Raw genomic sequence first — 15,059 nt, forward strand, 5'->3', positions numbered from 1 at the left:
GTAATGGTTATCATCGGGAAGATGAAGACCAAACTGTCGCCTCTTAATCGTAGAAACGGTTATCATCGGGATGATGAAGACGAAAACGTGGCTGCTGAATCGCCGAAATGGTCATCATAGGAATGATGAAGACCAAACTGTCGCCACTGAATCTTAGAATCGGTTATCATCGGGAAGATGAAGACGAAAACGTTGCTACTTAATCGCGAGAAATGGTCATCATCAGGAGGATGAAGACGAAAACGTTGCTACTTAATCGCGAGAAATGGTTATCATCGGGATGATGAAGACCAAAGTGGCGCTGCTGAATCGCAGAAATGGTTATCATAGGAATGATGAAGACCAAACTGTCGCCTCTTAATCGTAGAAATGGTTATCAATGGGAAGATGAGGACCAAACTGCCGCCGTTGAATCCCAGAAACGGTCGTCATCATAATAAGAACCTTAAAAGCACATTGCTACAAAAAAACCATCATCAATATTTGATGATGGATTAACCATTATTCTAAATGAATACATACAGGGAAAAACATATTAGTTTTTTTCATAATAAGTCCATTGATGTACCCCAACACTTTTAAAGTTGCTTGTTAATATTTTTTGAAGCTTTCTTTTTGTGGGATTACCCTGACACCAATCATAAACAACATTAGTCGTAATCTTTAATAATTTATTTGACTCATAGTAGTAGTCGCCTTCAAAATTTTTAACCTCATAAGAATGAATTTTCCCATCGATAAAAATAGAGGAATCAATTTGGAAGGTGGTATTGTTAACCTCAAGTAATAGATCATTTAATATTAAACATTCACATTGAAGCTTTTCCGTTAAAGAATCGAATAATAGCTCACCTTCGTATCCTTTTTTCAGATTTAAAAAGTACTGCTTGTCCTTACTTGATAAATCTGATCGCTTGTTTAAAATTTCAAGAGTAATTAATTCGCCTGACTTATTACGGGCTTTAAAAAGCATAGTCCACATCCTTTCTAGTAGTTAAAGCCATTATATTTGAAAATTTAGTAGATTCAAAGAAAAATCGTAACAACAAATGGTTGAAATCAATTATATCGAGCAAAATAAAATAAGTAGCCGCAATCAACGGAAGGTGTTATAGATGTTAAAAGCCTATTCTTGGCTCACATTTTGTGTAGTAGTATGGGGGAGCAATTTTATATTTGGGAAAATTTTAGTTTTGAGTTTTTCGCCTACTCTACTAACGATGTTAAGACTTTTATTTATTGTCCTATTTTTAATTGGACTATTTTCATTCAATAAGCAGCAACAACGTATCAATAGATCGGACCTTGCCCCTGTTATCATACTTGGGATTGTTGGTGTTTTCATAAACCAGTGGTCGTTTTTTAAAGGATTGCAAACAGCTGACCCAACGACATCAGCACTTATTTTAGCAATGACTCCCATTTTAACAAGTATTTTAGCAGCCATATTTTTAAAGGAAAAACTAACAATACATATGCTGATAGGGTCTATTGTCGCTATTATCGGGATTTACTTTGTGGTAACAAAAGGAACCTTCTCATCCATTCAAGTTGATGAGGGGCTCTTATGGATTGTTTTAACAATGATCACATTTGCAATTATGATTATCATGACAAGGCGGCTATCTAATCGAATCGACCCACTTACCATTACGCTTTATACCAATATCGTGGGGCTAATTGTGTCGATTCCATTTGTGTTTATACTAGACTCGCCACTAAAGATCAGCACTGATTTTTCTGATTGGGCATTGTTAATCGTAACTGCTATTGTAGTACATGGTCTTGCAAATCTTATCTGGAATATTTATATAAGATATGTTGATGCCTCGAAGGCTTCCGTTTTATCTAATCTAGAACCATTTGTAGCAATGATTATGGGGTTGATTATATTATCTAAACCGATAACTGGAGAAGAAATAGTAGGGTCATTATTTATTGTGGGTGGTGTGGTATTATCCACATATCAGAGGAAACTACAAAATGACAGACACTAGTCAAATTCGAAAAGTGCCTGTCATTTTTATTTCGGAACCTCTAACTTCAATGTGGTGCCTTGGCCGGGTTCGGAGTGTAGCATGATGGTGCCACCGATGCCTCGAGCACGTTCTTCCATGCTAAACAAGCCAACACCGTTTCCTTTTTCATTACCAGTAAAGCCTTGACCGTTGTCAATCACTTCAACAGCAACTTCAGACTCTGCTTCATGTATCTTAACAACCGCATCCGACACATTTGCGTATTTCGCGATATTCGTTAACGCCTCTTGGACAACGCGATAAATCGTTGTTTCCTTATGGATATCAAGGCGCGTTTTTAATGTACACTCAAACTTCACGTGAATCCCGTAATGCTGTGAGTAATTTTCAATGTACTTGCGAAGAGCTGGCACAACGCCGAGATCGTCCAGAACAGAAGGGCGAAGCTCCCAAGCTAGACCGCGAATATCCTCCATCATAAAAGAAACATCCTGGCGAAGACGTCCAAGTCGCTCATCCGGTTTTTCACTAAGCATTTGATCGAGCTGAATTAGTAATGAAAACATACTTTGCCCAATTCCATCATGAAGCTCGCGTGAAAAACGTTTCCGTTCTTCCTCTTGGATACTGATTACCCGCGTCATCATATTTTTTAACTCTTCCTGGGTTTCCTTTAAAGCAGTGACTTCGTGGCGAACAGCTAAATATTGATTCGGACGTCCATTTTCAGATAAAATCGGAACAATTGTCGTATCGACCCAATAATAAGAACCGTCCTTCGCTTTGTTTTTAATTTCACCCTTCCAGACATGTCCTGAACCAATCGTACGCCACATTTCCTTCCAAAATTCCTTGTCGTGGTGACCAGAATTAATGATTCGGTGGTCCTGTCCCATTAACTCTGCCTTTGAATACTTCGAGATTTCACAAAACTTATTATTAATGTATTGAATTTTTCCTTGTCGATCAGTGATCGCCACTATCGAGGATTCATCCAAAGCAAATGTTAAATCCACAAGATGTCGCAATGATTTTTCAACATCATCACGAAACTTCGAATCCTCAATATGCTTTTCTAGCTCAGCAAGAAGCTTAACGACGCTAGGACCACCAATTTCTGATTGGTGTTTGAGTCGATCAATTTTATTCAAAATGTAGCAATCCTTTCTTCATTGCATATTTCACTAGTTCAGGTCGTGTTTTCAATCCGAGTTTTTCCATCAAATTGCTCTTGTGGGATTCGACGGTTTTTACACTAATCACAAGATGCTCTGCGATTTCTTTATTGGAATATCCCTTTGCAACCCATTCAAGTACCTCTTTTTCACGCTCAGACAGCAAAGCAAATGAATCTGCGTTATCCCCATTTTTGACACGATCTAAATAGCCGCTCATTAAAACCTTTGTTGCGGAAGGAGTTAAGTAGGCATTACCTGAAGAAACGGATTCAATCGCTCCGAGCAAATCCTCGTGAGGAGCATTTTTTAAAATATAACCAGAAGCTCCAGCTTGAATGGCTCTAAATAAGTATTCCTCATCATCATGCATTGTTAAAATCAAAATCGATATATTTGGCAGAAGCTCATGAAGCTCCTTTGTTGCAGTTAATCCATCTTTTCCGTGTGGCATACTTAAATCCATGAGTACGACATCAGGGTTTAATTCCTTTGCTTTCTTTATTGCCTCATCACCTTCAGATGCTTCGCCAATAACTTCTATATTTTTTTTACCGTTCAACAGCATCATCAGTCCTGAACGGACAACGGCATGGTCGTCAACAATCAGTAGTTTAACCACATTCATCCTCCCCATTTCTCAATAACCTAATTATACCATGTTCGCGATGTGATTTTGAGTTCAAGAAATTGTTACAAATAAGGGATTTTTCTTTCAAAGATAGGGAGGTTCCCTGATATGTTTTAAATCACACTTCTTCTACAATAGGGATAAGTTAATCGATTGAGGAGGAGTTCGTATGCAGGCAAGAGCTGCTGCCGTCCAAAAGAAGCAGTCACCGGCTTATAACAATGCATTTGCTTCAAAGTTTGCCAAGTCCATGTTTTTATCCGTAATAGGGCTGGCCATTTTATCATTTATCGGAACAAGAATGTTTACACATGTTGATTTAAATCTTTATGGCTATATGGTTGGAACAATTGTTTTTATTGGGGGGTTCTTTTATCGCTTCATTGCGTGGGGAGAAAGACCACCAACAAAGATCATCATAAAAAAAGGCTTAAAACTTTTATTTCGAAAATCAACCCCGAAAACATCAGTTGAGCATTTAGGTACATACAATTTCATCTGGAATAGGGGAATTTACCGATGGACCCAGCACATTTTAATTGGTTGGGGATGCATCCTCGCCTGTATGGTAACATTTCCGCTAGTCTTCGGTTGGATGTATTTCACAATGGATGAAAGCGGCTATTACAACATTATCGCGATGGGGATACAAATCATGACAGTACCTGCAGATGGCATCATCGCAAACCTTTCCTATAATGCGTTAAATATTACAGCTGTCATGGTAATCGCCGGGGTTTGTATGGCACTTTACCGTCGAGTGAAAAACTTTCAAGCAAAAGCAGAACAAAAATTCATCTATGATTTGTTGCCACTCTACATGCTCTTGTTCGTCAGCATTACCGGTTTACTTTTAACCTTCATGAATATTTTCTTGCACGGTGCAGGTCAGCCTGTGATGTCCTTGATTCATCAATGGTCCGTTATTATGACATTGATTTACTTACCATTTGGAAAGCTAGCTCATATTCCGTTCCGCCCAATGAGTGTGTTGGCAAGAAACTATCGTGAGCATTACGCAGAAAAAGAAACGAAGAAATGTAAGGTTTGTGGAAATGGCTTTGTTTCCGCTGAACAATCTCAAGATGTCATCGATGTACTCGATGTAAACGATATTCATTTTAAAACAAGTGAAGGCCATCATTTAGCAGAAATGTGTCTTCCATGTCGTAGAAAATACCGGATTGCACAATTTTCCGGCTTCCCAACCCACGAGGTAAAAGTCAAGGAGGCTAATCAGAATGCAAAGGGATAAGTTTTTTAAAGAAATTGAAAATGTCATTCATCCAAATGAAAAATTAATCAAAACACATTGTAGCTATTGCGGTATGCAATGTGGAATGAATCTGAGAGTCAATACAGTCACCAATAAAATTATCGGAGTCGAACCACGTTATGACTGGCCAGTTACAGTTGGAAAAATGTGTCCGAAAGGAGTTACGGCATACCAGCAAACGAATCACAAGGATCGAATTTTAAAGCCGCTCATTCGTGATGATGCATCTTTAAAAGGAACAACAAAAGGCTTCCGTGAAGCAAGCTGGGATGAGGCGTATGACTTAATCGTTAAAAATTTTACGAAGCTGCAAGCGGAATATGGGAAGGATTCATTATCCGTCTTCAGTGGTGTGTCGATGACAAATGAAAAATGTTATCTGACTGGGAAGTTCGCCCGTGTAGCACTAGGTACTCGCTACATCGACTATAATGGACGTTTCTGTATGTCGAGTGCGGCCGGTGGATTCCTTCGCTCCTTTGGGGTTGACCGTGGATCGACACTTCCATGGACCGATATTCACGAAACTGATTGTTTATTTATTGCTGGAAGTAACACTGCAGAGTGCCATCCGACTTCCATGTTCCGCGTTTGGAATGTACAGGAACGAGGCGGATACATCATTGTTGCGGACCCGCGTGAAACACCTTTAGCAAGAAGAGCGGATGTACATCTAGATCTAAAACCAGGAACAGACTTAGCGTTAGCAAACGGAATTTTACATTTACTGATTGAAAATGGATATACAAATGAAGAATTTATCGCCAATCACACAAATGGCTTTGAAGAGACGATGGAACTTGTGAAGGAATTCACACCTGAGTACACTAGCGAGTTAACCGGAGTGGCACCAGAAAAAATTATTCGTGCTGCAGAAATTTACGGAAAAGCACCAAATGCTGTGGTCATGTTTGCGCGTGGAATTGAGCAGCAGCATAAAGGTGTGGATAATGTATCCGGCTATACAAATATGGCGCTTGTCACTGGTAAAATTGGTCGACCAAAATCAGGGGTTGCCACATTCACTGGTCAAGGAAATGGGCAAGGTGGACGTGAGCATGGTCAAAAATCGGATCTATTACCAGGCTACCGCAAACTGACAAACCCGGAACACGTGAAAGAGGTTTGCCAAGTTTGGGGAATTACAACGGAAGAAATGCCACAACCAGGCGTATCTGCGTATGAAATGTTTGAGCTAATGGAGCAAAAAACGATTCGTGGACTATATCTACTTTGCTCAAATCCAGCTGTATCAGCACCAAACCTAAACTTTGTTAGGGAAGCTCTTAAATCATTAGATTTTATGGTGTGTGCAGATTTCTATTTATCAGAGTCAGCAGAGTTTGCAGATGTTGTTCTTCCTTCAGTGACTTGGTCTGAGGATGAAGGAACGGTTACGAATCTCGAAGGACGCATCATCAAAATCAATAAAGCTCAAGAACCAATTGGGGAATCAAAGCCTGACTGGCAAATGCAGGTCGAGCTTGCGGAGCGTCTAGGAAGAGGAAAATATTTTTCACACTTAAAAACTGCTAGAGATGTTGCTGATGAGTTCCGCCTTGCAAGTAAGGGTGGCTATGCTGACTACTACGGGGCAACATGGGATAAAATCGACAAGCAAGACGGTGTGTTCTGGCCGTGCCGTGATGAGGAAGACAAGGGGACGCCACATATGTTCCTCGATAAGAAATTCTATCATCCAGACGGAAAAGCAAAGATTTGTGCATTGCCATACCGTCCACCGGCTGAAGAACCAGATGAAACATATCCGCTTCGCTTAACAACAGGTCGTGTCGTGTATCACTATTTATCTGGAAACCAAACAAGACGTATTCCGTTCCTGCACGATATGTGTCCAGAACCATATGTTGAGGTCCATCCAGAAACAGCAGCAAAATACGATATTCAGCATGAAGAACGAGTTCGCCTTTTTACAAGAAGGGGTGAAAGTATTTATAAAGTCAAAATTACCGAAGCCATCCGAAAAGATACCGTGTTTGTTCCATATCATTTCGGTCACGAGGAATCTATTAATCTACTGACAATTGCAGCGCTTGATCCAATCTCAAAAATGCCAGAGTTCAAAGCATGTGCTGCCCAGATTGAAAAACTAGTTGTAAAGAAGGTGCAGTAAATGCAAAAGAGGCTTTACTTAGAACTTGAAAACTGTATCGGTTGCCGCTCTTGTCTTGCGGCTTGTACACAATGTGGCGGGCATGAAGAGCGAAACAGAAACTATGTATATGACGTCAACCCACTTGTGAATAGGCAGACCATGCCGCTTATGTGCCTTCACTGTGTAAACCCAGCATGTGCAAGAAGCTGTCCGGCTCAAGCGATTCAAATCCATGAGTCAGGTGCGGTGCTATCTGCGCTTGTTGAAAAATGCATTGGCTGTCAAAACTGTACAATTGCCTGTCCATACGGGATTCCAAAATTCGATGAAGAGCAAAACTTAATGTACAAATGTGACCTCTGTATTGATCGCTCAAAGGATGGGATTCCACCAATGTGTGCGAGTGTTTGTCCATCAAACACGATTCAATGGCTAACAGATGAAGAAATTGAGGCTAAGAAACAAAGTCACAATCTCGACAACGGAAAATGGGTAACAAGCATGCCGCTTGAAGGAGAAACAAACGTCAAAATTAGCTTACCTGGTATTTTACAGGGCATTGAGAAGTTATTTTAGGAGTGAGTAGAATGCCGTCTGATAAAAACAATAAAATCCCTTTTAACGAGGATAATTACACGCATAATATTAACCGCAATAATGAACGAAGCCTTGATCGCCGTGGCTTCATGAAGACATTGGTTGGAGCAGCAGGTGTATTTGCAATTTCGTCTTTGCCATGGGGTGCAGTAGCTGCAAAGGAATTGATGGGTCTAGGGGATAAAGAATATTCCCATAAAAAAATTATTGATGTAAGTAAGCTGGCTGTGGGGGATTCAACGAATTTTACCTTCCCTGGCGACCATGATGATGCGATTTTAATTAGGCTTTCTGACAATAAATATGTCGCTTATCAAAATGCATGTACCCATCTTCGCTGCCCTGTTTTTTGGGTGAAGGAGGAAGGGCAAATGGTTTGTCCATGTCACCACGGGTTCTTTGATGCAGAAACTGGCGCACCGACTGCAGGTCCGCCACGACGTCCACTGCCAGAAATTCAAGTGAAGGTGGAAAATGGTGCAGTTTATGCGGTAAGGGTGAAACGTTATGAAGCTTAAATATAAAGGTATTCTTGCCCTTTCTGTCATCTTGTTGTTAAATATCATTTTTACTCAAAAAATGGTTCACCAATATTTTTACGAAAACTATGTAAATACGCTCATCTTTTGCGGCTTAAACATCCTATTGTTTCCGGTCGCATTGATTGTCTATAAAAAGTTGAAAAAGGCGTGACAAACATGAACAGCGAAACCTATCTTGATTTTTGTTTTATAAGAGAGGCAACCGGAAATTTCTCTGATGAAATCAATGAACTCTTAACAAATCTTTTTAAGGGTATACGGTTGAATTGGTATTTGGAAGAAAAGACAGAAGAAGGCATTGACATTGTCATTGCCGAGGTGAAGGGCATGAGCCGATGGCAATCAGAGGATGAAGCGACTGATTATATCGAAACACATGCCGACGAAGCCTTTTGGTCCTATCTTCAAGGCTATAAAATGTTCATCTATCCTGCAAAGAAGGGGTGCAGCAGCTGTGGAGTTAACTGAAATCAAAAGTTTAGAGTCGTTTATTTTGGAGGATGTGGAAGTAGCAATTTTGGATAAAGATGGGGAAGATCTAGCCCCCTTTGTAAAAAAGGCTGTTTTCAAAACCGAGCTTTGTCCTGATAAAACACATCTTCGTATTTATTTTGACCGCCTTCGATTTTTTGCTGTTCCCTTAACAGCAGAGGTAGCGATAAGTGATGACATTTGGTCAGCTTTTGACCCGCAATCGGGATTAACCTATGTCGTAAAAAAGGGGATGGTCTAAGTGGTTAGAAAAATTCAACTTCCCTTACAAACATTAAACCTTGTCATTGGTTTTATGGTCTGGGTGCTTATTTCATCTCTTTTACCGTTTATGAAAGAGGACATTGCAATCCCAGCGAATCAATTAGCATTGGTTACCGCATTACCTGTAGTGCTTGGCTCTATATTACGAATTCCGTTAGGTTATTATGCGAACCAATTCGGTGCAAGGAAAATCTTTTTACTTAGTTTTATCTTGTTACTGTTCCCAGTTTACTATATTAGCATAGCGAATTCGGTTACAGACCTCTTAGTAGGGGGACTTTTCCTTGGAATCGGGGGAGCAGTTTTCTCAGTTGGGGTTACATCACTACCAAAATATTATCCGAAGGAAAAACACGGATTTGTCAACGGAATTTATGGCGTAGGGAACCTTGGAACTGCGGTTTCAACGTTTGCAGCACCTGTGATTGCAACGAAAATAGGTTGGTCTTTAACCGTACAACTGTATTTGATTGTTCTTGCAATCTTTATCGTAGCAAACTTCTTTTTAGGAGATAAAAAGGAAGTAAAGGTTCAAACCCCATTGATGGAACAAATCAAGGGAGTTTATAAGAATGAAAAACTATGGCTCCTAAGCTTATTCTATTTTCTCACATTTGGTTCTTTCGTGGCTTTTACTGTTTATTTACCAAACTTTTTAGTAGAGAATTTCGGTTTAGATAAGATAGATGCAGGTCTAAGAACGGCAGGATTTATCGTCCTTGCAACAGTGATGCGACCAGTTGGTGGGTGGCTAGCGGACCGATTCCATTCTCTAAAACTATTAATGTTTGTGTTTGGATGCTATACCGTGTCTGCAATGATTCTTTCCTTTGCTCCATCAATCGGCTGGTACACAATCGGCTGCTTAACAATCGCTTTCTGTGCGGGCATGGGAAATGGTGTTATTTTTAAATTAGTACCGATGTATTTCCAGAAGCAAGCCGGGATTGTGAACGGTATTGTTTCTGCTATCGGAGGGCTAGGAGGATTTTTCCCACCTATTCTTTTGGGAATCCTATACCATGTCAATGGACACTACGCAATTGGATTTATGGCGTTGTCTGAGGTGGCATTAGCAAGCTTAATTCTTGTGGTATGGATGTACTTTCATGGAAGAATGGAGCTTGCGAAACAGGTCATTGACCATACGGCTGAAGGAATTATGGTTACTGATTTGCATGGAAAAATTGTTTCTGTGAATCCAGCTTTTACGACGATTACTGGTTATGAAGCAGAAGAAATTATTGGGAAGACACCAAACGTCTTGAAATCTGGTAAGCAAACAAAGGAATTTTACGGGGAGCTTTGGAGAAAAATTGAAACAGAAGGCTTCTGGCAAGGACAGATCTGGAACAAGCGCAAGGACGGATCAGCTTACCTACAATGGCTCACAATCAGTGCGATTAAAAATGAATCTGGAGATATCGTTCAATACGCTGGTATGCTTAGCGATATGACCGGCAAACAAATTAAACAAGGTTAAACAAATCAAATACACCTTGGTGTATTTGCGCCCGATTTTTAGGCCCACAGGAGGTGGGTCATAAAGACGTTGCCACAGGATGTGGCGTTCTTAGTCTTTGATCTTATCGCTCGAAAAATTTCCTTTGAAAAATCGTGGCATCCGCCGGAGGCAATTTTACTTTATTCAGTCGGGGTATGAACCCCTGCTGAATTTTTTGTGAATTTTTATGTTTCTCCCGCTTAAAGAAGTAAGGAGCTTTTGCTGAATAAAGTAAAAAATGAATCCTGACATGGGATTCATTTTTTTATTTCGGCAATCTCATCTGCTATCTTTTTTACGAGTTCCACTTGTTCTGATGTGTATTTTACTTCAGTTCGCGAACCGATAAGAAGGACTCCACCAACCTTACCACTCATATGAATAGGTACTGCAACAGCCGAAACCAGGTTTTCGGCCAGCATAATTGGGTATTGAAGTCGAGTGCGCTGTCGATCTGGTGTATCAATGTCCAAAATCATGGTTGTACCGAAACGAACAACAGAGCCCGATAATCCCTTGCCAGGTCGAATCACCATATTTTTAAAGCGGTTATTTGTAAAGCCATGTGCATATTCCCAGCGGATTGTTTGATTTCCTTGATCAACATGTGCAATCGCAGAGAAATCACTTGAGGTGTTCGTACACAAATCATGAAGTTTTTGTTCAATTTCCACTTGTATCGCTTCCATGAGTATCTCTCCTCGACCACGATGGTGATTTCTTTATATAGACGAAAAAAGGAATTTTTTATCTTCCTATCTATTGTAAATCTTTTTAACGTGATTGTATGTCAGGGAATTCCCTTAACTTTATTGCTTAAAAAGATGATATTTAGACCAGCTTTAGGGGGGATTCCTAGGGAATTAGCTAGGTTAGGGGAAATTCATGGGAGAATAAATAGGGGAAATTGGAGGGAAAGTTCAGGTATTCCCCCGATACCTTGTTTTCATTATTAGCCGTATGATTATAGTATAAAGTCATGGCGGGGGGATTCAAAATGGCAATGATTGTACAGGAACTAAAAAGCGAGATTCCTCACATAGAGTCCGTTAATGAAAGCATCGAGCAATTTCTATCTGAAGAAAATTTAAATAAATTACAAAGCATTATGCGTATTCGAAAAGTAGCAGCTGGAACTCACCTTTTTTGGGATGGTGAGGAAGCAGAAAAAATGTACTATATTATCTCTGGAAGAGTGAAGCTTCGTGCGTCCTCAGAACGCGGGAAGGACATCTTATTATCCATTAAAGAAAAAGGAAGTCTAATTGGAGAATTTGGAGGCTTTACTGAAAAACTATTTTACAAGTACCGCGCTGATGTAGAAGAGGCAGCAGAAATCGGCATTATCCATATCAATGATTTGAAAAAATTATTATATCAATTCGGTAATTTTGCAGTCGAATTCATGAGCTGGATTGGCTGGACACAGCGGATCCTGCAAAACAAACTATACGATTTCCTATTTCTCGATAAGCAAGGTGCCCTTGCATCGACATTAATCAAATTAACCACAACACATGGTGTCAAATGCAAGGATGGGATTTTAATTGGGATTGAACTAACAAATAAGGATTTGGGAGATTTCATCGGTACCACCCGTGAAAGCGTTAACCGCCTCTTAAACGGCTGGAAACGCGAAGGTATCGTCGAAATGTATGACCATAAAATAGTGATCTACCGTATCGAACGTTTATATGAATTTTGCTAGGGGCATAGCTTTCGCGTCCCGGCATAAAAAAGAAGGTGACCCAAAAGATATGGTCACCTTCTTTTCGTTTTTTGGGAATGGGTTTATTTGTTCTTATTAAAGAACAACCTGGTCACCAATTTGTATGTTGTTCTTTTTTATTGTCCCCGCTGGAAGCTCAAGCGTGGAATAAGCTCTTTTCTTTGGTATCGCAATTCTCCAAGGCTGGAGGTTATGGCGAACATCCACAATTCTATTTTCCTTATCTAAAAAGACAATATCTAGCGGAAACCTCATAAAGAACATATGTATAGAATCGCACGGTGTTAAATGAAGTGCTTTATTTACATATGGTTTCCTTTCAAACATCAATCCTTTGAATCGCTTCATAAATGTATCAGCCTTGATAATTGGTAGATCTAGCTCTAAAGAACGTTTCATAATTCATTCCTCCTATTAGATTGTTCGGTATTGTTCATTATATAGTATATTTTGTTCTAAATAAAAAACAAAATAGTAAGAAAGAGAGAGAAAAAGAGAGATTAATAGAGAAATATGGTCATTATATAGAACAAACGACCTATTTTAGGTGTTTCCAATACAGAACGTTCGATATATACTAATTTTAAGTTCAATATAAAGAACAAGAAACAAACCAAAAACAAATTTTAGGAGGAAAAGAAGATGATGAAAAACTTAGTAGGAAGATTAGTTAAGGAAGAGGAAGGACAAGGGTTAACTGAGTATGGAATGCTAGTTGGATTGATTGCGTTAATAGTTGTAGGAACTATAACACTAATCGGAAAAGACCTTTTAGAAGTTTTTCAAAAGATCCAAACAGAAGTTAACAAATTATAATCATGAATATTTTATTAGATCAAAGCCCTGCTCCGGCGGGGTTTCTATTTTATCAAAATCAAGTGGAGGAATATCAAAATGGAAAACCTAATCATCTGCCTCATCCTAATCATCTCCGTCATAACAGATCTTCGCAATCGTAAAATCTTAAATATTGTCACCTTTCCAGCCATTCTTGGCGGCCTCGTTTATTTCACTCTTTTCTCTGGATTCGATGGTTTCTTATTTAGTGGGAAAGGATTTTTGGTAGGCCTCGGTTTGCTATTCATTCCATTTGTTATGGGAGGAATTGGTGCAGGGGACGTTAAACTATTAGCTGCAATTGGAGCATGGAAGGGAGCAATGTTCGTTTTTTACACAGGTATTTATGCTGCAATTATTGGTGGACTTATTGCTATCGTCGTTCTGATTAAACAAAGAAAGCTTGGATTCACATTTAAAAGTATGCTATTTTCACTATTATTTTTTAGAGGAACACAAGGCTCGCTCAATATTAGTTCTGGAAAACAAGGAACTGTTTCAATACCGTATGCAATACCAATAGCGATTGGCACGCTTCTAACATTTATATTGGAGTCTTACATATGAAATCTCAAAAGGGTCAATCATTAGTTGAAACAGCACTTATCCTACCAATCTTATTGATGTTGATTTTTGGAATAACGGACTTTGGACGAATTTTTCATGCATATTTAACACTCGATCATGCAGGGAGGGAAGCTGCCAGAGTTGCAACAGTTGGTTCCAATTTAGGGACAATTCATACCAAAATCACGGATGCAACTGACTCCCTAGGAAGCAGTGTTGGGAAAAAAGTATTTTTTGGTGCTTCGATCGTAACTGATACAACAGCAACCCCTACTAGCGGAGACGAAGTAAAAATTGAATTAACGTATAAGGTTGATTTTTTAACTCCAATTATTGGTCAAATTATTGGAGAGTTTGATCTAAAAGATACCACGGTTATGAGGGTGGAATAGATTATGTGGAAATTTCGGCAATTATATAAAGAACAAAGTGGAATGACTATGATTTTGGTATCACTCGGGATGTTTATGATCATGGGTTTTTCAGCAATTGTGGTAGATGCTGGAATGCTATACCTAGAGAAAAGCAGGTTACAAAAAGCTCTAGATGCTGCTGTATTAGGTGGGGCGCAGCTTCTAAAAAATTCAGAGGATGCTGCGGAAGGTTTAGCTATCGAAATTGCAGATAAAAATGGATATACCGTGACGGAGGGTGAAATAAAAGCAGAAGGTAACTCAATAGAAATAGAAAAAAAGGTAACAAAAGGCCTTTTTTTTGCAAGGGTTCTTGGTTTTACTGAAACAGATGTAGCGGCACGTGCAAAAGCAGAAATACAAAATACTTTGCTAGCAGGGTCAGAAATTGTTCCTGTAGCGGTAGAAGTTGGTGAGTATGATTCTTTCAAAAATGGAAATGAATTCACCTTAAACTTTCATCCAGGCCAAGGAAATAATGAAGCGAATTCATCTATAAGTGGAAATTTTGGTTTTTTAGCTATTGATGGTCCTGGTGGTAATGATCTAAAGGAAGGCATTATGAATGGGTCAGATATGGAATTATATGATCCAACAAGTCATGAATTATTCGTATGGACAAAAACTGGTTTGTCATGGGGAAATGTGAAGGCAGGTTTTGAATATAGGATAAATGAAGATAAGGATAAAGACAATTGCCAAAGATACGTAGATGCTGATAACACTTGTGAACGTATCGTAACGATCCCATTAATCGAAACGTTTGAAAACGTGGAAGGTAAGTCAATGGTCAAAATAGTCGGGTTTGCTGCATTCTATGTTGAAAGAGTACAACAGCATAAAGTAATTGCACGCTTTAAAGAAATTGTTAGGGATGGAACCTTTGGTCCAGGAAAATATTACGGAATCTCTGGAGTAAAACTAGTAAACTAGAAAA

Annotated in this window: 19 protein-coding genes; 14 read left to right on the top strand and 5 right to left on the bottom strand. The window is 39.3% G+C overall.

Annotation, left to right across the window (positions count from 1 at the left end):
• Nucleotides 1-535: 535 nt before the first annotated feature.
• On the bottom strand, nucleotides 536-973 hold the full coding sequence (locus tag V7112_RS14935; RefSeq protein ID WP_335421154.1) for a nuclease-related domain-containing protein: 438 nt from the start codon (nucleotides 971-973) through the stop codon (nucleotides 536-538).
• 142 nt (nucleotides 974-1,115) lie between these two features.
• Between V7112_RS14935 and V7112_RS14940 the strand changes: the two genes are divergently transcribed.
• The gene (locus tag V7112_RS14940; RefSeq protein ID WP_335421156.1) at nucleotides 1,116-1,997 is read left to right on the top strand and encodes a DMT family transporter; all 882 of its coding nucleotides are present in this window, start codon (nucleotides 1,116-1,118) and stop codon (nucleotides 1,995-1,997) included.
• Nucleotides 1,998-2,023: 26 nt separating this feature from the next.
• Here the strand turns inward: V7112_RS14940 and V7112_RS14945 are convergent, their stop codons facing one another.
• Together V7112_RS14945 and V7112_RS14950 are read right to left on the bottom strand one after the other, a co-directional pair.
• Nucleotides 2,024-3,130 carry a PAS domain-containing sensor histidine kinase gene (locus tag V7112_RS14945; protein WP_335421158.1) on the bottom strand — a complete coding sequence of 369 codons (1,107 nt, stop codon included), beginning with the start codon at nucleotides 3,128-3,130 and terminating at the stop codon, nucleotides 2,024-2,026.
• Entirely contained in the window at nucleotides 3,123-3,776 is a 654-nt protein-coding gene (locus tag V7112_RS14950) for a response regulator transcription factor (protein ID WP_335421160.1), read from the bottom strand. The genes V7112_RS14945 and V7112_RS14950 overlap by 8 nt, the downstream gene beginning before the upstream one ends.
• Nucleotides 3,777-3,954: 178 nt before the next feature.
• Between V7112_RS14950 and V7112_RS14955 the strand changes: the two genes are divergently transcribed.
• The 8 genes from V7112_RS14955 to V7112_RS14990 are packed head-to-tail and all read left to right on the top strand — an operon-like array spanning nucleotide 3,955 to nucleotide 10,555.
• Nucleotides 3,955-5,040, top strand: a complete 1,086-nt coding sequence (locus tag V7112_RS14955; protein WP_335421162.1) for a hypothetical protein — start codon at nucleotides 3,955-3,957, stop codon at nucleotides 5,038-5,040.
• Complete coding sequence (locus V7112_RS14960; protein WP_335421164.1) at nucleotides 5,027-7,195, top strand: molybdopterin oxidoreductase family protein; 2,169 nt, start codon at nucleotides 5,027-5,029, stop codon at nucleotides 7,193-7,195. Before V7112_RS14955 ends, V7112_RS14960 begins: the two co-directional genes overlap by 14 nt.
• Entirely contained in the window at nucleotides 7,196-7,753 is a 558-nt protein-coding gene (locus V7112_RS14965) for a 4Fe-4S dicluster domain-containing protein (protein ID WP_229141444.1), read from the top strand.
• Nucleotides 7,754-7,764: 11 nt separating this feature from the next.
• Nucleotides 7,765-8,292, top strand: coding sequence for a ubiquinol-cytochrome c reductase iron-sulfur subunit (locus V7112_RS14970; RefSeq protein ID WP_335421168.1), 528 nt, complete (start codon nucleotides 7,765-7,767; stop codon nucleotides 8,290-8,292).
• Complete coding sequence (locus tag V7112_RS14975) at nucleotides 8,282-8,467, top strand: hypothetical protein (protein WP_335421169.1); 186 nt, start codon at nucleotides 8,282-8,284, stop codon at nucleotides 8,465-8,467. The genes V7112_RS14970 and V7112_RS14975 overlap by 11 nt, the downstream gene beginning before the upstream one ends.
• A 5-nt stretch (nucleotides 8,468-8,472) precedes the next feature.
• Nucleotides 8,473-8,784 carry a hypothetical protein gene (locus tag V7112_RS14980; protein ID WP_335421171.1) on the top strand — a complete coding sequence of 104 codons (312 nt, stop codon included), beginning with the start codon at nucleotides 8,473-8,475 and terminating at the stop codon, nucleotides 8,782-8,784.
• Complete coding sequence (locus V7112_RS14985; protein WP_335421173.1) at nucleotides 8,771-9,049, top strand: hypothetical protein; 279 nt, start codon at nucleotides 8,771-8,773, stop codon at nucleotides 9,047-9,049. Before V7112_RS14980 ends, V7112_RS14985 begins: the two co-directional genes overlap by 14 nt.
• Nucleotides 9,050-10,555 carry a nitrate/nitrite transporter gene (locus V7112_RS14990; protein ID WP_335421175.1) on the top strand — a complete coding sequence of 502 codons (1,506 nt, stop codon included), beginning with the start codon at nucleotides 9,050-9,052 and terminating at the stop codon, nucleotides 10,553-10,555.
• Between the two features lie 278 nt (nucleotides 10,556-10,833).
• Here V7112_RS14990 and V7112_RS14995 read toward each other — a convergent pair whose 3' ends face one another.
• Nucleotides 10,834-11,265: a GAF domain-containing protein gene (locus V7112_RS14995; RefSeq protein WP_335421177.1), complete on the bottom strand. Its 432-nt coding sequence runs from the start codon at nucleotides 11,263-11,265 to the stop codon at nucleotides 10,834-10,836.
• A 308-nt stretch (nucleotides 11,266-11,573) separates the two neighbouring features.
• Between V7112_RS14995 and V7112_RS15000 the strand changes: the two genes are divergently transcribed.
• On the top strand, nucleotides 11,574-12,284 hold the full coding sequence (locus tag V7112_RS15000; RefSeq protein WP_335421179.1) for a Crp/Fnr family transcriptional regulator: 711 nt from the start codon (nucleotides 11,574-11,576) through the stop codon (nucleotides 12,282-12,284).
• 96 nt (nucleotides 12,285-12,380) lie between these two features.
• Here the strand turns inward: V7112_RS15000 and V7112_RS15005 are convergent, their stop codons facing one another.
• Nucleotides 12,381-12,704: a DUF192 domain-containing protein gene (locus V7112_RS15005; RefSeq protein WP_335421181.1), complete on the bottom strand. Its 324-nt coding sequence runs from the start codon at nucleotides 12,702-12,704 to the stop codon at nucleotides 12,381-12,383.
• 243 nt (nucleotides 12,705-12,947) lie between these two features.
• Here V7112_RS15005 and V7112_RS15010 point away from each other — a divergent pair, with 243 nt between their 5' ends.
• The 4 genes from V7112_RS15010 to V7112_RS15025 all read left to right on the top strand — a co-directional run bounded on the left by V7112_RS15010 (nucleotide 12,948) and on the right by V7112_RS15025 (nucleotide 15,055).
• The gene (locus V7112_RS15010) at nucleotides 12,948-13,121 is read left to right on the top strand and encodes a Flp family type IVb pilin (RefSeq protein WP_335421183.1); all 174 of its coding nucleotides are present in this window, start codon (nucleotides 12,948-12,950) and stop codon (nucleotides 13,119-13,121) included.
• A gap of 78 nt (nucleotides 13,122-13,199) precedes the next feature.
• Nucleotides 13,200-13,709: an A24 family peptidase gene (locus tag V7112_RS15015; RefSeq protein ID WP_335421186.1), complete on the top strand. Its 510-nt coding sequence runs from the start codon at nucleotides 13,200-13,202 to the stop codon at nucleotides 13,707-13,709.
• Nucleotides 13,706-14,101 carry a TadE family protein gene (locus V7112_RS15020; protein WP_335421188.1) on the top strand — a complete coding sequence of 132 codons (396 nt, stop codon included), beginning with the start codon at nucleotides 13,706-13,708 and terminating at the stop codon, nucleotides 14,099-14,101. Before V7112_RS15015 ends, V7112_RS15020 begins: the two co-directional genes overlap by 4 nt.
• Before the next feature lie 3 nt (nucleotides 14,102-14,104).
• Nucleotides 14,105-15,055 carry a Tad domain-containing protein gene (locus tag V7112_RS15025; protein ID WP_335421190.1) on the top strand — a complete coding sequence of 317 codons (951 nt, stop codon included), beginning with the start codon at nucleotides 14,105-14,107 and terminating at the stop codon, nucleotides 15,053-15,055.
• The last annotated feature ends 4 nt before the right edge of the window (nucleotides 15,056-15,059 follow it).

Source organism: Bacillus sp. JJ1566 (genome assembly GCF_036962685.1).
In the GTDB taxonomy this organism is placed as follows: Bacteria; Bacillota; Bacilli; order Bacillales; family Bacillaceae_L; genus Ferdinandcohnia.